Genomic DNA, 19,745 nt, shown 5'->3' with positions numbered 1-19,745 from the left:
GCGGTGAGGCGGCGAGAGGCAGCGCGGGGTCGTGCGGAGGCCGTGCGGAGGCCGTGGGGAGGGAGCAGAGCCGGCCAGAAGAAAGGAGGACGGACACTTGGGAATGACTCGCACCCCCGCGGGGGTTGTGTCCCTGTTGAAACCACACGAGTAGTCGCCAGCGCAGACCAGAGAGGCCGCAGCCAGGTGATCAAGCCCCCCGTGTCGACGGTATGGCGCGACCGGCAGACCCCGCCGGTCCGCGGGCGCCTGCACGCCTTCGCCGCCGGCCGCGCCCGTCGCCCCCGCCGGATCGCGATGCTCAGTGTGCATACCTCACCGCTCCACCAGCCGGGCACCGGCGACGCGGGCGGGATGAACGTCTACATCGTCGAGCTGGCCAAGCGCCTGGCCGCGCTCGGGATCGAGATCGAGGTCTTCACCCGGGCCACCTCCTCCGAGCTGCCGCCGACCGTGGAGCTGGCGCCCGGTGTGCTGGTCCGCCACGTCACCGCCGGCCCCTACGAGGGCCTGATCAAGGAGGACCTGCCCGCCCAGCTGTGCGCCTTCACCCACGGCGTGCTGCGCACCGAGGCCGGGCACCGCCCCGGCCACTACGACCTGGTGCACTCGCACTACTGGCTCTCCGGCCAGGTGGGCTGGCTGGCGGCGCAGCGCTGGGGCGTGCCGCTGGTGCACACCATGCACACCATGGCCAAGGTCAAGAACGCCGCGCTGGCCGAGGGCGACACGCCCGAGCCCGCGGCCCGGGTGATCGGCGAGACGCAGGTGGTCGAGGCGGCCGACCGGCTGATCGCCAACACCGCGGACGAGGCGGCCGAGCTCAGCACCCACTACAGCGCGCGCGTCGACCAGCTCGCGGTGGTGCACCCGGGCGTCAACCTGGAGGTCTTCCGGCCGGGCGACCGGCTGGCGGCGCGGGCCCGGCTGGGCCTGCCGCCGGACGCCGCGGTGCTGCTCTTCGCCGGGCGGATACAGCCGCTGAAGGCGCCGGACGTGCTGCTCAAGGCGGTCTCGGCGCTGCTGGCGCGCCGGCCCGAGCTGCGCGAGCGGCTGGTCGTCCCGGTGGTCGGCGGTCCGTCCGGGACGGGGCTGGCCAAGCCGCAGAGCCTGCAGAAGCTGGCCGCGCAGCTGGGGATCGGTGACGTGGTGCGGTTCCATCCGCCGGTCGGCCAGAGCGAACTGGCGCACTGGTACCGCGCGGCGACGGTGCTGGCGATGCCCTCGTACAGCGAGTCGTTCGGGCTGGTGGCCCTGGAGGCACAGGCCTGCGGCACCCCGGTGGTGGCCGCGGCGGTCGGCGGGCTGCCGGTCGCGGTGCGTGACGGCGAGACGGGCACGCTGGTGCGCGGCCACGACCCGGAGCAGTGGGCCCGGGCGCTGGAGCCCTACGCGACGGACCGGGAGCTGGGCGCCCGGCAGGGCGCCGCGGCGGCCCGGCACGCGGCGGGCTGCGGCTGGGAGGCGTCGGCCGCCGCCACGGCGGAGGTGTACGCGGGGGCGCTGGCCCGGCCCGCCGGCCGGCTCGCGGGGGCACGCCGCCTGCTCGCCTGAGCAGGTGCGGCCCGAGGCGGGCGCGGCCCGGGAGCAGCGGCGAGCCGGTACCAGCCGGTAACGTCACCGCCATGGCAATCCGTACCAAGGACGAGGCCCTCGGCCTGCTCGCCGCCGCGCTCGACGAGGCCGGTGTCAGCTGGGAGCCGGCCGCCGCCGACCCGTACACCCTGGTCGCGACGCTCCCCGGCACCCGCAAGCTCAGCACCACCTGCGCGCTGCGGATCGGTGACCACAGCCTGTCGGTGAACGCCTTCGTGATCCGCCGCCCGGACGAGAACCACGAGGCGGTGTTCCGCTGGCTGCTGGAGCGCAACACCCGGCTGTACGGCGTCGCCTACGCGCTCGACGCGCTCGGCGACGTGTATCTGACCGGCCGGCTGCCGCTGGAGGCCCTCACCGGACCGACGGTGGACCGGCTGCTGGGCGCGGTGCTGGAGAACGCCGACGAGCCGTTCAACACCCTGCTGGAGCTGGGCTTCGCCGCCGCGATCCGGCGGGAGTGGGAGTGGCGGACCAAGCGCGGCGAGTCCACCCGCAACCTGGAGGCGTTCAAGCACCTGGCCCAGCCGGTCCGGTCGGTGCAGCCGGCTCAGGACACGGAGTAGCGAGCCGGGGCCGGTCGGAGCGAGTGGTGCGAGCGCGATCTGCACATCACTCAGGGGCTCAGGGCCCGGCCACCCCTTTATTTCGCTCCACTAAGCTGTGCGGCATGGCTGACACGACCTACCGACTGATCCTGCTCCGTCACGGCGAGAGCCAGTGGAACCAGAAGAACCTGTTCACCGGCTGGGTCGATGTCGACCTCAACGAGAAGGGTGAGAAGGAGGCGGCGCGCGGCGGTGAGCTGCTGGCCGCCGAGGGCCTGCTCCCCGACGTGCTGCACACCTCGCTGCTGCGCCGCGCGATCCGCACCTCGCAGATCGCGCTGGACAAGGCCGACCGGCACTGGATCCCGGTCAGCCGCAGCTGGCGCCTGAACGAGCGCCACTACGGCGCGCTGCAGGGCAAGGACAAGGCGCAGACCCTGGCGGAGTTCGGCGAGGAGCAGTTCCAGCTCTGGCGCCGCTCGTACGACACGCCGCCGCCGGTGCTCGCCGACGACGCCGAGTACTCGCAGGCCGGCGACGCCCGCTACGCCGACATCCCGAGCGAGCTGCGCCCGCGCACCGAGTGCCTCAAGGACGTCGTCGACCGCATGCTGCCGTACTGGTACGACGCGATCGTGCCGGACCTGGCCGCGGGCAAGACCGTGCTGGTCACCGCGCACGGCAACAGCCTGCGCGCGCTGGTCAAGCACCTGGACGGGATCTCCGACGAGGCGATCGCCGGTCTGAACATCCCCACCGGCATCCCGCTGGTCTACGAGCTCGACGCGGACTTCAAGCCGGTCACCGCCGGTGGCCGCTACCTGGACGCGGAGGCCGCCGCCGCCGCGATCGAGGCGGTCAAGAACCAGGGCAAGAAGTAACGAGGACGGACGAGCGGGCCCTGCCCCGGTGCAGCGTGCACCGGGGCAGGGCCCGTCCGCGTTCGGTCGTGGGTCCGGCGCCGGGGAGCGGTCAGTGGCCGCCGCAGCAGCCGCCGGTGGCGCCGCCGCACTGGCAGGGCGCGCCGGACTGGCAGCCGCAACCGCAGCCGGGTCCGCAGCCGCAGGCACCGAGCAGGACCGGCAGGCCGGCCGGGCGGGGGGACGGCTCGGCGGTGCCCGGGGTCACCGTGGGCCGGGCGGGAGTGGTGGTCATGGTGCGGTGCCCTCCTCGATCGAGGCAGGCGAAGACTGACGGCCCGCCTGTCCATCGAGTGAAGCCCCTGCCTTGACGGAGCGTCAACGGGCGCGCGGTTGCGGGGGCGACCGCTTCGAGTGCGCCCCTGCAACCACGGCCGGGTTTACCGAACCGCCGGGGGACTACCGCTCCTCGGGGACGAACTCGCCCGCGTGCTCGCCGGTCACCAGGAAGACCACGCGCTTGGCCACCGAGACCGCGTGGTCGGCGAAGCGCTCGTAGTAGCGGCCGATCAGGGTGACGTCGACGGCGGTCTCGATGCCGTGCTGCCAGCGGTCGTCGATCAGGTGCTCGAACAGCTGGCGGTGCAGCTCGTCGATCGCGTCGTCGTCCCGCTCCAGCTGCAGCGCGGCGTCCACGTCCTTGGTGGCGATGACCTGGCCGGCCTTGGCCACCAGGCGCTGCGCGAGCTGCCCCATCTCCAGCACGATCGGGTGCAGGTCGGAGGGCACGGCCGTGTCGGGGTAGCGCCGCCGGGCCACCTTGGCCACGTGCCGGGCCAGGTCGCCGCAGCGCTCCAGGTCGGCGCTCATCCGCAGCGAGGTGACCACGATCCGCAGGTCGGTGGCGACCGGCTGCTGGCGGGCCAGCAGGTTGATCGCGGTGTTCTCCAGCTCGTGGTGGAGGTCGTTGACCTTCTCGTCGGCCGCGATCACGCTCTCCGCCAGGGCGAGGTCGGCGTCGAGCAGGGCGGTGGTGGCGCGGCCCATGGCCGAGCCGACCAGCCTGGCCATCTCGACCAGGCCGTCGCCGATCGAGTCGAGCTCCTCGTGATAGGCGTCACGCATGCGCTTGTCTTCTTCCTCTTCGGCTGTGTCGGTGGCGGTGCCGACCGGACGCCGAACCCGACGTCCGCTGCTGGTGACCGCGCATCGTACGCGCGCCACCGACCCACACGGGCTGCTTGTCGCAGCCTGATCCGTTCGGGCGACGACCCACGGCCGCCGCAGTGAACCAGGAGCTACCTGAAGGTGAATTCTCGGCAACGCACGGCCGATGCCTTGATCTGACGCTTACGGAGCGGCCGGTCGGTGCGCTTAGGCTGGGCCGCATGGACGTGAATGTGGCCGCCGCCGCTGCCTGCGCCATCGCCGGCCTCGGCGTCGGTCTCACGGCCGCCATCGCCTTCCGCTGGAGCGAGCGCGAACAGGGCAGGGGCAGCGGGAGTGGCAACGGCAGAAGAAGCAGCAGCGCATCGCTGGTGAACTCCCCCGCGCCGGAGTCGGCCCTGCCGCCCGGCGTGGACACGGTGCTCTCGGTGCTGCGCTCGTGCGCGATCGTGCTGGGCGACGGCGACGAGGTGGTCAAGGCCAGCTCCGCCGCCTACTCGATGGGCCTCGTGCGCGGTGGCGCGGTGGCCGTCGAGCAGATGCTCGCCCTCGCCCGCGCGACCCGCCGGGACGGGGAGATCCGCCAGGTCGAGCTGGACGTCCCGCGCCCGGGGGTGGCGCGCTCCGGCGAGCCGCTCTCGGTCTCGGTGCGGGTGGCCCCGCTCGGGTCCCGGCTGGTGCTGGTGCTGGTCGAGGACCTCACCGAGCGCCGGCGGATCGAGGCGGTCCGGCGCGACTTCGTGGCCAACGTCAGCCATGAGCTCAAGACTCCGGTGGGGGCGCTCTCGCTGCTCTCCGAAGCGGTCGCCGACGCGGCCGACGACCCGGAGGCGGTGCAGCGCTTCGCCGGCCGGATGCAGATCGAGGCGACCAGGCTGGCCAGCCTGGTCCAGGAGATCATCGACCTCTCCCGGGTCCAGGACGACCGGCTGCTGATGGACCCCGAGCCGGTCCCGGTGGACGAGCTGATCGCCGAGGCGATGGACCGCTGCCGCCAGCAGGCCGCGGCCAAGCAGATCCACATCGCGGCCGGTGGCATCGCCGGCCTCTACCTCTACGGCGACCGCGGCCAGCTGGCCGCCGCGCTCGGCAACCTGGTCGAGAACGCCGTCAACTACAGTCCGCCGCGCACCCGGGTGGCGATCGCCACCCGCCGGATAGCCAGCGCCGCCGCGATCGGGGAAGCGGACGGCGAGCTGATCGAGATCTCGGTGACCGACCAGGGCATCGGCATCTCGGAGAAGGACCGCGAGCGGATCTTCGAACGTTTCTACCGGGTGGACCCGGCCCGCTCCCGGGCGACCGGCGGCACCGGCCTCGGCCTGTCGATCGTCAAGCACGTGGCCGCCTCGCACGGCGGCACCGTCTCGGTCTGGAGCGTCGAAGGCCAGGGCTCCACCTTCACCGTCCGGCTCCCCGCCGGGCAGAACCCGAACGCCGTCGCTTCGAGCGGAGCGGCAGCGGTCGAACCCCACAACCCAACCCCCCTTCCTGCCCCGGAGGCCCGATCGTGACCCGAGTACTGGTGGTCGAGGACGAGGAGTCGTTCAGCGACGCCCTCTCGTACATGCTTCGCAAGGAGGGCTTCGAGGTGGCCGTGGCCGCCACCGGCCCGGACGCGCTGGAGCAGTTCGAACGCAACGGCGCCGACCTGGTGCTGCTCGACCTGATGCTGCCCGGACTGCCCGGCACCGAGGTCTGCCGCCAGCTGCGGGTGCGCTCCAACGTGCCGGTGATCATGGTGACCGCCAAGGACAGCGAGATCGACAAGGTCGTCGGCCTGGAGATAGGTGCCGACGACTACGTGACCAAGCCCTACTCGACCCGCGAGCTGGTCGCGCGGATCCGCGCGGTGCTGCGCCGGCGCGGCGAGGACGGCGGCCCGGGCACCGACGGCGGCGGCCCCGGTGCACTGGAGGCGGGACCGGTCCGGATGGACGTGGACCGGCACGTGGTGACGGTGGACGGCGGCAAGGTCGACCTGCCGCTCAAGGAGTTCGACCTGCTGGAGATGCTGCTGCGCAACGCGGGCCGGGTGCTCACCCGGATGCAGCTGATCGACCGGGTCTGGGGCGCCGACTACGTGGGGGACACCAAGACGCTGGACGTCCACGTGAAGCGGCTGCGGGCGAAGATCGAGCCGGACCCGGGTGCGCCGCGCTACCTGGTGACGGTCCGCGGCCTCGGCTACAAGTTCGAGCCGTAAGCCGCAGGGTCGCCGGCCGCCGGCCCACCGCACCGGCCGAGGGCAGCACGAGGACTGAGGTCCGCCATACAGACTGAGGGCCGCACCCACGGGGGTGCGGCCCTCAGTCATGAACGACCTGGCGCCGAGCGACTCTCGCGCGCCCGGCGTGCGCGCCCGGTACGCCGGGCGCGCTGACGGTGCGCAGGCTCGGCCGGGCGGGACGGGTCAGTGCGCGGACGGGCTCGTGCTGCCCGAGGTGGTGCCCGCCGGGCTGCCGCTCGGGGAACCGCTCGGCGTGCCGGACGGGGAGCCGCTCGGAGCCCCCGAGGCGCTGGCGCTGCTGGAGCCGGCGGCCGAGGCGCCCGCGGACGGGGCGGCCGAGCCGGACGGCGGGACGGAGGAGCCCGCGGAGGCGCTGGCGGACGGCGAGGCCGGGCCGAACGACGCGTAGTAGCCGGCGGCCGGCGTCACCATGGCGGTGGTGTCCACCTTGCCCGCGCTGGAGAAGGAGAAGGAGGCCGGGGTGAAACCGCCGACGTTCAGCGCGACCGAGGAGAACACCGCGGACGGCTGCCCGCTGCCGCCCACCAGGACCGCACCGCCCGCGGGGATCACGATGCCGCCGGGCAGCGGCGCGCCCGAGGCGTCGTCGAAGGTCGCGGTGGCGCCGTTGAGGGTGACGGTCTGCAGCGTCTGCGGGTTGGCGCCGGTGTTGCTGATGTTGACGGTCAGGTTCGCGGGGCCCGGCTGACCGCTGGTCTGCACGGGGTCCACCACGGCGACGATGGCGTTGAGCTTGAGGTCGGCGCCCAGCGAAGTGGCCGGCGAGTCCGGCTTGATCTGCGTGGTCTCGGCGCTGCTCCCGGCAGAGCAGGCGGACAGCGAGACGGCTGCGAGGGCGAGGACGATGGCGGCAGTGCCACCGCGTCGAAGGCTGCGGCTCACGGCGGCGCATCTCCTTGGGTCACGTGTCAGGTTGTCAGCGCCCAGAGTACCGACCGTACTTATCCGGCCCTCACGGGGTGGCCCCGTGTCGCGCGTCGGCCGCTCGGCGCAGGGCTGACGGGGTGATCCGGGCGTGGCGGCGGCGGGGCGTGCCGGAGCCCCCCGGTGCGACGGTCCGGGGAGCGCCCCGCCGGGACGCCGAGGGAGACCGTGGCAGGTGATGTGACGGTGCTGTGTGCGGTTCCGGAAGGACGTCAAGATCAGATCACGATCGGGAAACGGTGAATATCCGGTGTTGACTTCAAGATCGAATGCCGGTTTCCGGGTCGGCGCCCGAGGTTTCGATCGCCGCGGGAAGGGCCTCCGACCTGCGAGAAGCCGTCGCGGCAGGGTGGCCGCAGCATGCCGCAGGGGTCCTTGTCAAGCCCCGAGACCGGCCCTGACCTGCGAAAACGCCCTTCGGGCGGACGGAAAAGCGTGTTATTCTGGAAAGCCACGGAAGGGGTCCTGTCACATGACGTTCAAGGTTGGCGACACGGTGGTCTACCCCCATCACGGGGCTGCACTGATCGAGGCCATCGAAATTCGCCAGATCAAAGGTGTGGACAAGACCTACCTGGTGCTGAAGGTTCAGCAGGGTGACCTCACGCTGCGAGTCCCCGCGGAGAACGCGGAGTTCGTCGGCGTGCGCGACGTGGTCGGCCAGGAGGGTCTGGACCGGGTCTTCGAGGTGCTGCGGGCACCGTACACCGAGGAGCCCACCAACTGGTCTCGCCGGTACAAGGCGAACCTGGAGAAGCTCGCGTCCGGTGACGTCATCAAGGTCGCCGAGGTCGTCCGCGACCTGTGGCGGCGGGAGCGTGAGCGCGGCCTGTCGGCCGGTGAGAAGCGGATGCTCGCCAAGGCGCGGCAGATCCTCGTCAGCGAACTGGCGCTGGCGGAGAACACCAACGAGGACAAGGCGGAGACGCTGCTCGACGAGGTGCTGGCCTCGTAGGAGCGGCTCCTGTGCCGTTTCAACAGCGCCCGGTTGCCGTGCAGGCACTCGGGCGCTGTGGCATGCCCGGGCACGGTGAACCCGGGCATGGTGAACGGCGCCGTCAACACCCGGGCGTGACGATTGCGCTGCTGTGCTCGTAGCGTGTGTGCTCGTAGCGTGGGGGCTCTGCACACCGGTACCCGAGAGGCGGCGCCGGGTGGAAGGGGTCCGGTGCACCGTCTGACGGGTACGCCTGGGCCATACCCACTTCGCCGAAGGAGTGAAACCTGAACACCACAGGAGTAGTGGCAGCGGCCGTGGTTCCGGCCGCCGGGCGGGGCGAGCGGCTCGGCCCAGGGGCGCCGAAGGCGCTGCGCGAACTCGGGGGCGCGCCGCTGCTGGTGCACGCCGTCCGTGCGCTCGCACGCAGTCGGGCCGTCGGTCTGGTGGTGGTCGCCGCGCCGCCGCAGGGTGTCGCCGAGGTGGTGGGGCTGCTGGACAGCCACGGCCTGGACGGCAAGGACATCCGGGTGGTCGCCGGTGGCGCGACCCGGCAGGAGTCGGTGCGGCTGGGCCTGGCGGTGATCCCGGAGCAGACCGAGATCGTGCTGGTGCACGACGCCGCCCGCCCGCTGGTCCCGGTCGAGGTGGTGGACGCGGTGGTGGCCGCCGTGCGCGGCGGGGCCGAGGCCGTGGTGCCGGCCGTGCCGCTGGCCGACACGGTCAAGCGGGTGCGGCCGGTGCCCGCCGGTGAGCCCGAGCCGGTGCTCGACACGCCCGACCGCGCCTCGCTGCGGGCCGTGCAGACCCCGCAGGGCTTCCGCCGCCGGGTGCTCGCCGAGGTGCACGCCAAGGCGCTGGCCGAGGAGGCCGAGGGCGGCTCGCCGGTGGTGACCGACGACGCCGGACTGGTCGAGCACTACGGCGGCCAGGTGGTCGTGGTGCCGGGCCACGAGGAGGCGTTCAAGGTCACCCGTCCGCTGGACCTCGTACTCGCCGAGGCCGTACTCGCTCGCAGGAGGGCCTCCGATGGCTTCTGACGTCTCGTCACCGACGACGCCCGGGGCCCCCGCTCCCGGCATGATCATCCCCCGGGTGGGGATCGGCACCGATGTGCACGCCTTCGCGGACGGCGTGCCGCTCTGGGTGGGCGGTCTGCACTGGGAGGGCTACGAGCAGGGCCTGGCCGGGCACTCGGACGGCGACGTGATCGCCCATGCCGCCTGCAACGCGATCTTCTCGGCCGCCGGGATCGGCGACCTGGGCACGCACTTCGGCACCGACCGCCCCGAGTACGCGGGTGCGGCCGGGGTGAAGCTGTTGGGCGAGGCGGCCCGGATCGTGCGCGCGGCCGGCTTCGAGATCGGCAACATCGCGGTGCAGGTGATCGGGGTCCGGCCACGGATCGGCAGCCGGCGCCAGGAGGCGGAGGAGGTGCTCTCGGCCGCGGCCGGCGCACCGGTGTCGGTCTCGGCGGCGACCACGGACGGGCTGGGCATGACCGGCCGCGGCGAGGGGCTGGTGGGACTGGCCACGGCGCTGGTCTACCCGGTGGCGCCGCGGGGTTGAGTCCGGCGGCGGGGAGGTGAACGGGACAGCGGGGAGAGAAAAGGGAGCCGGATCGTCCGGTTTGCCATGAACTCGTGACGGGTGGGATCCACAAACGTCGCGGGGCACTCCCTGATTCCCACTACGCTGGACGTCGTGAGCCTTCGCCTGTACGACACCAGCACCCGCCAGGTACGCGACTTCGTCCCGCTTGTACCGGGCTGTGTCTCGATCTACCTGTGCGGCGCAACCGTGCAGGGGGCCCCGCACATCGGGCACATCCGGTCCAACCTCAACTTCGACGTGATGCGCCGCTGGTTCGCCTACCGCGGCTTCGAGGTGACGTTCGTGCGCAACGTCACCGACATCGACGACAAGGTGATCCGCAAGGAGCACGAGCTCGGCGTGCCGTGGTGGCAGATCGCCTACGCCAACGAGCGTGCCTTCGACGACGGTTACACGGCGCTCGGCTGCCTGCCGCCGACCGTGGAGCCGCGGGCCACCGGCCACATCCCCGAGATGATCGACATGATGCAGACGTTGATCGCCAAGGGCCACGCCTACGCGGCCGACGGCAACGTCTACTTCGACGTCAAGTCCTTCCCCCAGTACCTGGAGCTCTCCAACCAGAAGCTGGAGAACCTCAAGCAGCCCGAGGGCGAGGGGGAGACCGGCAAGCGCGACCCGCGGGACTTCGCGATGTGGAAGTCCGCCAAGCCGGGCGAGCCGAGCTGGACCACCCCGTGGGGCCAGGGCCGGCCCGGCTGGCACCTGGAGTGCTCGGCCATGGTGCACAAGTACCTGGGCAAGGCCTTCGACATCCACGGCGGCGGGCTGGACCTGATCTTCCCGCACCACGAGAACGAGATCGCCCAGTCCAAGGCGTTCGGCGACGACTTCGCGAACTTCTGGGTGCACAACGCCTGGGTCACCATGAGCGGCGAGAAGATGAGCAAGTCGCTCGGCAACTCGGTGCTGATCTCCGAGATGGTGAAGCGCTGGCGCCCGATCGTGCTGCGCTACTACCTGGCCGGCCCGCACTACCGCTCGATGATCGAGTACAGCGAGGAGTCGATCCGCGAGGCCGAGGCGGGCTTCGGCCGGATCGAGGGCTTCATCCAGCGGGTCGTCGAGCGCTGCGGTCCGGTCGAGCCGGCCGCCGAGGTGCCGCCGGCCTTCGCCGAGGCGATGGACGACGACTTCGGCGTCCCGCAGGCGCTGGCCGTGGTGCACACGGCCGTCCGGCAGGGCAACAGCGCGCTGACGGCGGACGACAAGGAGAACGCGGTAGCGCGTCTGGCCGAGGTCCGTGCGATGCTCGGAGTGCTGGGGCTCGACCCGCTCGATCCGCAGTGGACCGGCGCGGAGCGCGGCGAGGACCTCCACGGCGTCGTCGACTCGCTGGTCCGGCTGGTCCTGGACCAGCGGCAGGCGGCTCGGGAGCGCAAGGACTTCGCCACCGCGGACGCCATCCGCGACCAGCTGGGCCTGGCCGGCCTGGCGATCGAGGACACCCCGTCCGGCCCGCGCTGGACGATCAGCAACCAGTAGCCCCGCGCTCGCCGCGCCGGGCGCCGGTAGGCCGTACCCGTGGGAGTCACGGGCGCGGCCTACCGGCATGACGCAGACGAATGAGAACAGGAAGTATCGCCATGGCCGGCAACAGCCAGCGCAGGAACCGCCGCAACCCCGGGTCGAAGAAGGGCGCGAGTGTCGGGACCGGCGGCCACAGCCGGAAGGCACTGCAGGGCAAGGGCCCGACCCCGCCCGGTGAGGCCCGCAAGGGGCACCCCAAGCAGCGTGCCGCCAACGCGGCGGTCAAGCGCGAGCGCGACGCCAAGGCGCGGGCCGGCATGCGCCGGTCCGGCGGTGGTGGCCGGGGCGGGCGCGGTGGCGCCGGCGCGGCCGAGCTGGTGGTCGGCCGCAACTCGGTGGTCGAGGCGCTGGTCGGCGGCGTGCCCGCGACCGCGCTGTACGTGATGCAGTTCATCGACACCGACGACCGGGTGCGCGAGGCGTTCCAGGCGGCCAACGATCGCGGCGTCCCGCTGATGGAGGCACCGCGCCCGCAGCTGGACCAGATGACCGGCGGCCTCAACCACCAGGGCCTGGTGCTCCAGGTCCCGCCGTACGAGTACGCGCACCCCGAGGACCTGCTGGAGGCCGCCGCGAACCTCAGCGAGGACGCGCTGATCGTGGCGCTGGACGGGGTCACCGACTCGCGCAACCTGGGCGCCGTGGTCCGCTCGGCCGCCGCGTTCGGCGCGCACGGCGTGGTCATCCCCGAGCGGCGGGCGGCCGGGATGACGGCCGGCGCCTGGAAGACCTCCTCCGGTGCCGCGGCCCGGCTGCCCGTGGCGCGGGCGACCAACCTGACCCGGGCGCTGGAGACCTACCAGAAGGCCGGGCTGATGGTGGTGGGCCTGGCCGCGGACGGCGAGGCGGAGATCGGCGACCTGGAGGCGCTGACCGGGCCGGTGGTGATCGTGGCCGGCAGCGAGGGCAAGGGCCTGTCGCGCCTGGTCGCGGAGACCTGCGACCTGCGGGTGCGGATCCCGATGCCGGGGCAGACCGAGTCGCTGAACGCCGGTGTGGCGGCGGGCGTGGTGCTGTACGAGGCCTCGCGGCTGCGGGCTCGGCGCTGAGCCGGCTGACGCCTTTTGAACGGGCTGTGACGCAAACGTTCACTATCCCGCGCGGGAGTGACCGGATCCGTCAGCCACGCCGAGGAGTTGCACCCGGGAGAGTGTCCTAACCGGGTGTCACCCGGTTAGAGGGGTGTGGACACCAGAACACCTCGGCGCCCCAGGCTGGGCCAAGCGGCAGGGATAGAGGCTGAGCCCAGCCTCAGCACCGTCAAGGTGCCGAGCGATCCGGCTCGACTCAGCAGCACCCAGGTCAGCTTCCGGCTCAGACTGGCCGATCCGGTCGCGCCCATGATCGACGCGCCGCCGGCATCCGCGGTCCCGGTCGCGGACGCCTTCGGGCGCCCCTACGCGGCGCTCAGCTACGGTGGCCGGCCCGGGCTGGTCCGGGCCGGGAGCGCGGACGGCGGCGCGATGGCCGGCCGCGTGGGCGCGCCGCGCCGCAAGGGCCGGGTCACCGCGGTGACCTGGAGCGGCCAGGCGGCCCCCGGCGACCTTGCGGCCACTCAGCTGCTGGACGCGGTGCGGCGGGGCACCGCGCCGGCACCGGTGGGCGGCTCCGTGGCCGCCGCCGGGGGCGCGCCGATGGCCGGCGGCGCCGTGGGGCTGGTCGACTCCGAGCAGACCCAGCCGCTGGAGACCATGCCCGGCTGGGACGACACGCCCGCCGGGGGTGCGTACCGCTTCGACAGCTCCGGCTCGTACGCCGGGGCACAGGCCTATGCCGGGGCCGACGCGTACGCCGGCGGCGGGTCGTACGGCGGGACCGAGACGTACGGCGGCTCCCGTCCGTACGGGCGCGGAGCAGTGCCGCGGCAGCCGCACGGCTGGTCGGGCGAGCCCGACGGCGCCGAGCGGAGCGGCCCCGGGCCGCTCGACGGCGGATCACCCGACGGCGGATCACGCGACGGAGCCCCGCGCATCGCCCGGCAGGGCGCCGGGCAGCGGGCGGGGAGTGCGCGGTCGCAGTCGCCGCTGGAGCGGGCCAGGCCGGGCTGGCAGCCCGCCGGCGCGCTGCCAGAGCACTCGGCCGGCACCGCCGCCGCGGAGGAGAACCGGCACGTCTGGCAGCCGGGGCGGCGGGTCGACCTGGGCCTGGTGCTGCTGCCGCTGCGGGTGCTGCTCGGCTCGCTCTCCGTCTACGCCGGGTTCAGCAAGCTCTGCGACCCGGTCTACTTCGACGGCGGTGCACGCGGTTCGATGATGCGCTGGCTCGGCTCGCTGCACCCATGGAAGGTGGCCCAGCCGCTGCTGGACTTCGCCATGGCGCACCCCGTCGGGGCGGGTCTCGGTGTCGCCTTCACCGAGGTCGTGGTCGGCGTGCTCTCGCTGCTCGGCCTCTGGCAGCGCCTGGCGGCCGGCACCGCGATGGTGCTCTCGGCGGCGCTGCTCTTCACCGTCAGCTGGCGGGCCGTGCCGGTCTACGACACGCCCGACCTGATCTTCCTGGCGGCCTGGAGCCCGCTGCTGATCGCGGGCGCCCCGTTCGCCTCGCTGGACGGCCGGCTGACCCTGGAGGCCTGGCGCCGCTACGGTCCGCAGCAGCCCAGGGCGGTGCGTCGGCGGGTGCTGCGGCGCGGCAGCGTGGTGGCCGTGGTGGTGATCGGGCTGACCCTGCTGCTCGGCTCGCTGCTGGGCGCCGCGGTGCGCACCGGTGGCACCCTGCAGCCCGGCCCGGCCCAGCCGTCGACCGACTACGGCACGCCGGTGTGGCCGGCCGCGACCGGCGGCTCGGCAGGACCGCACGCGCCCGGTGCCCCGGCCCCCGGCGCGCCCTCGGCCACCAAGCCGTCGGCCGCAGCGTCCGCCTCGCCCTCGGGCTCGCTGCCGCCGTCCGCGCCGCCCTCGCCGTCGCCGACGGCCAAGAGCGGCAAGGCGGCCCACCCGTCCCCGTCCGGCCGGGGCGGGGCGAGCGAGGCCCCGGCTGCGGGCAGCCAGCCCGGGCAGGGCGGTTCGACCGCCGGATCGCCGGCCGGTGCCGCGACGCCGGCCGGGTCGGCGGGCTCGGCCGGATCGGCGCCCGGGGCGGGCGGCTCGACCGGTTCGAGCAGCAGCACCCGGGCGCCGAAGCCCGCGCCGAGCGGCGACGGGCTGATCGGCGGGGTGCTGGGCAGCGGGGCACCCTCGCTGCGACTGCCGACCAGCCTGGGGATGCCGGCGGGCGACGCTGCCGGTGGCTCGCCGACCGCGGCGCGGCCGGTGGTCTGAGGCACGGCCCGGCTGGTCTGATCCAACGTCAGTTGCCCTCCCCCGGACGGTCCGGGGGAGGGCAATCGGCGTTCCGGTGCTCGCTGTGCGGCGTGCTACTCGCCCAGGTGCTGCTGCAGCTGGGCGAGTTCCTTCGCGGCCTCGGTGAGGTCCTTGGCGGTGTCGATCGCCCGCCAGTACACGCCGTGCGGCAGCTGGTAGCCCGCCAGCCGCTTGGCGCGGGCGAGTTGGGGGAAGGTCGTGCGCTCGTGGTCGCCCACGTCCGGCAGCAGCTCGGCGAAGCCGGGGGCGAAGACGTAGAGCCCGGCGTTGATCAGGAACGGGGAGGGCGGCGCCTCGATGAAGTCCAGGACGTTGCCGAACCGGTCGGTCTCCACCGCACCCCAGGGGATCCGCGGACGGGCCAGCGCGAGGGTCGCCAGGGCGTCCCGTTCGTGGTGGAAGGCGGCCATCTCGCGCAGGCTGAACCTGGTCCAGATGTCCCCGTTGGTGGCGTACCAGGGCTCGTCCGGGCGCGGTAGCGCTTTCGCGGCGAACTTCAACCCGCCGCCGCGGCCCAGCGGTTCGACCTCGACGACGGTGCTGGCGCGCAGCGGCAGGTCGGCCTGGTCCAGCCAGGCCTGCAGCACCTCGGCCAGATGGCCGCAGGAGATCACCACATCCGTCACGCCTTCGGCTGCCAGCCAGGCGAGTTGGTGTCCCACGATCGGGGTACCGGTGCCGGGGATCTCGACCAGCGGCTTGGGGCGGTCGTCGGTGTAGGGGCGCAGGCGTGACCCCTGGCCGCCGGCCAGGATCACCGCCTGCGTCACGGCGGGGGTGGTGGGAGCAGCGGAGGGGGCGGGGGCGTCGTAGCCGGTCATGGGCAGCAGGATAGGACCGGCGGGGCCGCTGCGGGTGCTACTCGGCTCCGGCCGATCGCCGAGGTGACGGCGGATCAGGGCCGGAGCCAGGGGCCGGTCCCGGTCAGCCCGTGATGCCGGCGGCGAAGGAGCCGTCGCAGACCGGGCGCGCGAAGGACCGGGCGCGCTGCACGTCGCCCTGGTACAGCTTCAGCGTCGCCTGCCCCAACTCCTTGGCGAGCGTGGAGCAGTACGGCGTGAGCGAGGGCTGCTCGCGCATGGTGCGCTCCAGCAGGTCCAGCGCCGAGCCGGCCCCCTGGGAGCGGAGTTCCTCCAGCAGGTCGGCGCGGAGCGCGTCCTGCGGGGCCAGGCCGGGGTGCGCGGCGGCCGGGCCGGTGCCGTTGGGGCCGGTCGTGCCGGTCGCCGGGCTGCGCCCGATGCCGGTGCCGGCAGCACTGGTCGCGGCGACCACCTGCTGGTCGTCCCGGATGGGCGGGGCCCAGGCGACCCGGGTCACGGCGAGGGTGCCGGTGGTCACCAGGACCACGGGCAGGGTGAGGGCGAGGGTCTGGCCGATGCGGCGAACGAGCTGCTTCACGGGAGTGAGGGTAGCGCCGTGTGAGACGGTGCGGACACACCGTCACACGGACGAGTGATACACCGTCAGGGCCCCGCCGGACGCGTGTCCGACGGGGCCCTGAGTGGTCGTTCGGGTGTGCTGGCCGGTCCTGCTGACCGATCGTACTGACCGGTCGTACTGACTGGTGTGCTGACCGGTCCTGCCGATCAGGCGCTGAGGCGGGCGCCCGTGCTGGTCGAGAAGACGTGGGTCTCGCCGCCGGTCGGGACCACGTGCACGGTCTCGCCCTTCGCCGGGATCTGCCGGCCGTGCACCCGGACCACGATGTCGGCGTCCTCGCCGCCGAGCTTGGTGGTGCCGTAGACGAAGCCGTCCGCGCCGAGCTCCTCGACCACGTTGACCGTGACGGCCACGCCCTCGATGCCGCCGCCGGAGACGATCTCGAAGTGCTCGGGGCGGATGCCCACGGTCACCGTCTTGTCGCTGCCGGCACCGGCCAGATGCTCGCGGTCGATGTTGATCACCGAGCCGCCGAACTTCACGCCGCCGTCCACCAGCGGGACCTCGACCAGGTTCATCGCGGGCGAGCCGATGAAGCCGGCGACGAAGACGTTGGCGGGCTTGTCGTACATCCGGCGCGGGGTGTCGACCTGCTGCAGCAGACCGTCCTTGAGCACCGCGACGCGGTCGCCCATGGTCATGGCCTCGGTCTGGTCGTGCGTCACGTAGACCGTGGTGATGCCCAGGCGGCGCTGCAGGCCGGCGATCTGGGTGCGGGTCGAGACGCGGAGCTTGGCGTCCAGGTTGGAGAGCGGCTCGTCCATCAGGAAGACCTGGGGCTCGCGGACGATCGCGCGGCCCATCGCGACACGCTGGCGCTGACCACCGGAGAGCGCCTTCGGCTTGCGGTCCAGGTACTCGGTGAGGTCGAGGATCTTGGCGGCCTCCTCGACCTTCTTGCGGATCTCCGCCTTGTTGACGCCGGCGATCTTGAGCGCGAAGCCCATGTTGTCGGCGACGGTCATGTGCGGGTAGAGCGCGTAGTTCTGGAACACCATGGCGATGTCCCGGTCCTTCGGCGGCAGGTGGGTCACGTCGCGGTCGCCGATCCGGATGGCGCCGCCGTTCACGTCCTCCAGGCCCGCGAGCATCCGCAGGCTGGTCGACTTGCCGCAGCCGGAGGGGCCGACCAGAACGAGGAACTCGCCGTCCTCGATGTGCAGGTCCAGCGCGTCGACGGCGGGCTTGGTGCCGCCCGGGTAGAGGCGGGTCGCCTTGTCGTACGTGACAGAAGCCATGGCTGTGCTCTCCTTCACCGGCAGGAACGTGCCGGACGATCCGAGTAAAGGCTGGATTGTTCGAACCGGCGCCGCTGGTGGTCCAGACCACAGGAGAACCGGTTCGGGCCGAGGCTACCTGTCCGTTCGTCCGATTGTCAGCCCCTCCTCATACCAGTCCGATCACACTGCCCACCCCCACCCCCACTTCCCGTCCCCTTCTCAGCACCCGCCCACCCCCACACCGGCCACCCCTGCCGGTAGACTGCCACCCGGTTGCCACCACGGGCTCACCGTGGCCGGCCGCCATGCCTCCTTAGCTCAGCTGGCCAGAGCACCGCTCTTGTAAAGCGGGGGTCGTCGGTTCGAACCCGACAGGGGGCTCAGAGATGGAGCTTGTCCACGGACGCGCCAAGGGCCAGTTCAGCGGGGTGATCCCGGGGAACTGGCCCTTCGTCGTTGTTCGAGCGGCGCGGGTGGCTACTCCGGCTGTGCCACTGGCGTGCCAGAAGCCGCCGGTGGTCGTCCTTGTCGTGCTTGCCTCCGTGCTGAGCACCTTGCGGGTGTCGTGCCGTGCAGCGGTCAGTCCTGCGCAGCAGCCCGGCGGCGCTGGGAGTAGAGGACCGCACCGGCACCGAGCACCACCAGGGTGCCGCCGGCCCCGACCAGCGGGACGGCGTCGCTGCCGCCGCCGGTGAAGGCGAGGTCGTGGGCGGCGGGGGCCGTGGTGTCACTGGTGAGCGTGGTGGCAACCGGGACGCCGGCAACGGCGGCCGGGGCGACCATGGCGGCGGGCGCCGCGACACCTGCAGGCTTGGCGGCAGACGCGCCCTGGTTGGTGGTCGAGCCGCCCTGGTTGGTGGTCGACGCGCCCTGGTTGGTGGTCGAGCCGCCCTGGTTGGTGGTCGACGCGCCCTGGCCGGTGGTCGAGCCTCCCCCGCCAGCGGTGGTGCTCGGGGCGATCGGGAAGGTGACGGAGCCGAGGTTGGTGCTGTTGGCCGCGTCGTTGGTGAGGGTGTAGGTGAGGGCGGTGTCGTCGGCGGGGGTGTAGGTGGTGGCGCCGACGGAGACGGACCAGGTGTAGGTCTGGTGGGCCGGGACGGTGAACGGGATGTCGTTCATCCGGTGGTCCGGCAGGACGTAGCCGCCGGCGCCGGCGGAGCTCCAGGTCGCCGTGCCCCAGGTGGGCGGGGCGTCGATTGCCCGGGCGCTGAAGCTGAGCGACGTCATGTTGAGTGCCGGGCCGGTGTTGGTCACGGCGAGGTAGGGGTGGAAGGGCTGCGGCTGGTCGGAGTCGTTGGTGACCGTCAGGGTCATCTCTTCGGTGTCGCCGCCGCGGGTGAGGGGGGTGATCTTCGAGGGTGCCGAGAGCTTGGCGGTCAGCGGCTTGGCGGCGGGCGGAGCCGGCGGGGCGATCGGGAAGGTGACGGAGCCGAGGTTGGTGCTGTTGGCCGCGTCGTTGGTGAGGGTGTAGGTGAGGGCGGTGTCGTCGGCGGGGGTGTAGGTGGTGGCGCCGACGGAGACGGACCAGGTGTAGGTCTGGTGGGCCGGGACGGTGAACGGGATGTCGTTCATCCGGTGGTCCGGCAGGACGTAGCCGCCGGCGCCGGCGGAGCTCCAGGTCGCCGTGCCCCAGGTGGGCGGGGCGTCGATTGCCCGGGCGCTGAAGCTGAGCGACGTCATGTTGAGTGCCGGGCCGGTGTTGGTCACGGCGAGGTAGGGGTGGAAGGGCTGCGGCTGGTCGGAGTCGTTGGTGACCGTCAGGGTCATCTCTTCGGTGTCGCCGCCGCGGGTGAGGGGGGTGATCTTCGAGGGTGCCGAGAGCTTGGCGGTCAGCGGCTTGGCGGCGGGCGGAGCCGGCGGGGTCGCGGCCGAAGGGCTGGCGAACGCGGTAGCCGGAGCGAGTACGGCGGCGCCGGTGGCGACGGAGAGGGCGATGGCTGAGAGCAGACGGGAGCGGCGTGCGAGCGAGCGCGCGGACATGGTGGTTCCCCCCCAGGGAATGATCAATGCGTATGAGCGTCAGAAGTCGGTCCGCTGCTCGTTCGTGAGTCTCAGCGGCTGCGATGTGAAGATCTTGTCAGATCATCCGTCTGCCCACCATCGTGGTTCCGTCACCACCGTGTAACGGACCAGGAGGCCCTCCTGCGGCGCTCCGCGGCCCGTCAGCAGTCCGTCTCGTACGGCCCGGTCCGCTGGCCCGCCCCATGGCCTGTGCCCCGGTCCGTCCACTGCGGCAGGGGCACCGGTTGACGCCCCGGTGGAAGCCGTGCGCTGCCTGGAAGTTCGCCGCAATCCAGCCAAGACGACTGCACTAGTGTGGAGATCCCGCGTCAGCAACCTTCACGCGAAGCTCCGGGCT

The 19,745-nt window shown here is 72.7% G+C and carries 18 protein-coding genes and 1 tRNA gene; 12 read left to right on the top strand and 7 right to left on the bottom strand.

The annotated features are described in order from the left end of the window. Positions 1-189 precede the first annotated feature (189 nt). From mshA to OG500_RS17325, 3 genes are all read left to right on the top strand, one after another. Entirely contained in the window at positions 190-1,554 is a 1,365-nt protein-coding gene (gene mshA, locus OG500_RS17335) for a D-inositol-3-phosphate glycosyltransferase (RefSeq protein WP_442789344.1), read from the top strand. A gap of 71 nt (positions 1,555-1,625) precedes the next feature. Continuing rightward, entirely contained in the window at positions 1,626-2,162 is a 537-nt protein-coding gene (locus OG500_RS17330; protein ID WP_329581206.1) for a YbjN domain-containing protein, read from the top strand. A 104-nt stretch (positions 2,163-2,266) separates the two neighbouring features. Continuing rightward, positions 2,267-3,025, top strand: coding sequence for a phosphoglyceromutase (locus OG500_RS17325; protein WP_327067591.1), 759 nt, complete (start codon positions 2,267-2,269; stop codon positions 3,023-3,025). A 91-nt stretch (positions 3,026-3,116) separates the two neighbouring features. Here the strand turns inward: OG500_RS17325 and OG500_RS17320 are convergent, their stop codons facing one another. Continuing rightward, positions 3,117-3,299 (bottom strand): hypothetical protein, encoded by a 183-nt coding sequence (locus tag OG500_RS17320; RefSeq protein WP_327067590.1) that lies wholly within the window; start codon positions 3,297-3,299, stop codon positions 3,117-3,119. A 164-nt stretch (positions 3,300-3,463) separates the two neighbouring features. Continuing rightward, complete coding sequence (phoU, locus tag OG500_RS17315; protein ID WP_327067589.1) at positions 3,464-4,129, bottom strand: phosphate signaling complex protein PhoU; 666 nt, start codon at positions 4,127-4,129, stop codon at positions 3,464-3,466. A 263-nt stretch (positions 4,130-4,392) separates the two neighbouring features. Between phoU and OG500_RS17310 the strand changes: the two genes are divergently transcribed. Beyond that, positions 4,393-5,685 carry a sensor histidine kinase gene (locus OG500_RS17310; protein WP_327067588.1) on the top strand — a complete coding sequence of 431 codons (1,293 nt, stop codon included), beginning with the start codon at positions 4,393-4,395 and terminating at the stop codon, positions 5,683-5,685. Beyond that, entirely contained in the window at positions 5,682-6,377 is a 696-nt protein-coding gene (locus tag OG500_RS17305) for a response regulator transcription factor (RefSeq protein WP_327067587.1), read from the top strand. Before OG500_RS17310 ends, OG500_RS17305 begins: the two co-directional genes overlap by 4 nt. Before the next feature lie 207 nt (positions 6,378-6,584). On the opposite strand, the gene OG500_RS17300 is transcribed toward OG500_RS17305, so the two are convergent. Beyond that, positions 6,585-7,304, bottom strand: coding sequence for a DUF461 domain-containing protein (locus OG500_RS17300; RefSeq protein ID WP_329581201.1), 720 nt, complete (start codon positions 7,302-7,304; stop codon positions 6,585-6,587). Between the two features lie 514 nt (positions 7,305-7,818). Between OG500_RS17300 and OG500_RS17295 the strand changes: the two genes are divergently transcribed. The 6 genes from OG500_RS17295 to OG500_RS17270 all read left to right on the top strand — a co-directional run bounded on the left by OG500_RS17295 (position 7,819) and on the right by OG500_RS17270 (position 14,684). Next, positions 7,819-8,301 carry a CarD family transcriptional regulator gene (locus OG500_RS17295; protein ID WP_030244332.1) on the top strand — a complete coding sequence of 161 codons (483 nt, stop codon included), beginning with the start codon at positions 7,819-7,821 and terminating at the stop codon, positions 8,299-8,301. A gap of 269 nt (positions 8,302-8,570) precedes the next feature. Further along, positions 8,571-9,323: a 2-C-methyl-D-erythritol 4-phosphate cytidylyltransferase gene (ispD, locus tag OG500_RS17290; protein ID WP_442907140.1), complete on the top strand. Its 753-nt coding sequence runs from the start codon at positions 8,571-8,573 to the stop codon at positions 9,321-9,323. Then, a complete protein-coding gene (ispF, locus tag OG500_RS17285; RefSeq protein ID WP_329581197.1) occupies positions 9,313-9,852 on the top strand; it encodes a 2-C-methyl-D-erythritol 2,4-cyclodiphosphate synthase in 540 nt (179 codons plus the stop codon). Before ispD ends, ispF begins: the two co-directional genes overlap by 11 nt. A 135-nt stretch (positions 9,853-9,987) precedes the next feature. Next, positions 9,988-11,382, top strand: a complete 1,395-nt coding sequence (gene cysS / locus OG500_RS17280) for a cysteine--tRNA ligase (protein WP_329581194.1) — start codon at positions 9,988-9,990, stop codon at positions 11,380-11,382. A 101-nt stretch (positions 11,383-11,483) separates the two neighbouring features. Next, positions 11,484-12,476 carry a 23S rRNA (guanosine(2251)-2'-O)-methyltransferase RlmB gene (gene rlmB, locus OG500_RS17275; RefSeq protein WP_327067582.1) on the top strand — a complete coding sequence of 331 codons (993 nt, stop codon included), beginning with the start codon at positions 11,484-11,486 and terminating at the stop codon, positions 12,474-12,476. Between the two features lie 291 nt (positions 12,477-12,767). Then, positions 12,768-14,684, top strand: coding sequence for a DoxX family protein (locus OG500_RS17270; protein ID WP_329581190.1), 1,917 nt, complete (start codon positions 12,768-12,770; stop codon positions 14,682-14,684). A gap of 95 nt (positions 14,685-14,779) precedes the next feature. Here OG500_RS17270 and OG500_RS17265 read toward each other — a convergent pair whose 3' ends face one another. The 3 genes from OG500_RS17265 to OG500_RS17255 form a co-directional block, all read right to left on the bottom strand. Then, positions 14,780-15,547, bottom strand: a complete 768-nt coding sequence (locus OG500_RS17265; RefSeq protein ID WP_329581187.1) for a nucleotidyltransferase family protein — start codon at positions 15,545-15,547, stop codon at positions 14,780-14,782. 103 nt (positions 15,548-15,650) lie between these two features. After that, positions 15,651-16,124: a hypothetical protein gene (locus tag OG500_RS17260; RefSeq protein WP_329581184.1), complete on the bottom strand. Its 474-nt coding sequence runs from the start codon at positions 16,122-16,124 to the stop codon at positions 15,651-15,653. A 188-nt stretch (positions 16,125-16,312) separates the two neighbouring features. Then, on the bottom strand, positions 16,313-17,404 hold the full coding sequence (locus OG500_RS17255) for an ABC transporter ATP-binding protein (RefSeq protein WP_327067578.1): 1,092 nt from the start codon (positions 17,402-17,404) through the stop codon (positions 16,313-16,315). A gap of 289 nt (positions 17,405-17,693) precedes the next feature. On the opposite strand from OG500_RS17255, the gene OG500_RS17250 reads away from it, so the two are divergent. Then, positions 17,694-17,767, top strand: a tRNA-Thr gene (locus OG500_RS17250). Between the two features lie 198 nt (positions 17,768-17,965). On the opposite strand, the gene OG500_RS17245 is transcribed toward OG500_RS17250, so the two are convergent. Beyond that, positions 17,966-19,366: a hypothetical protein gene (locus OG500_RS17245; protein ID WP_329581180.1), complete on the bottom strand. Its 1,401-nt coding sequence runs from the start codon at positions 19,364-19,366 to the stop codon at positions 17,966-17,968. Positions 19,367-19,745: the final 379 nt, after the last annotated feature.

This window comes from Kitasatospora sp. NBC_01250 (genome assembly GCF_036226465.1).
Classification (GTDB): Bacteria; Actinomycetota; Actinomycetes; order Streptomycetales; family Streptomycetaceae; genus Kitasatospora.
Note: the sequence above shows the minus strand (reverse complement) of the source record. Positions and strands in the feature narration are given on the sequence as shown.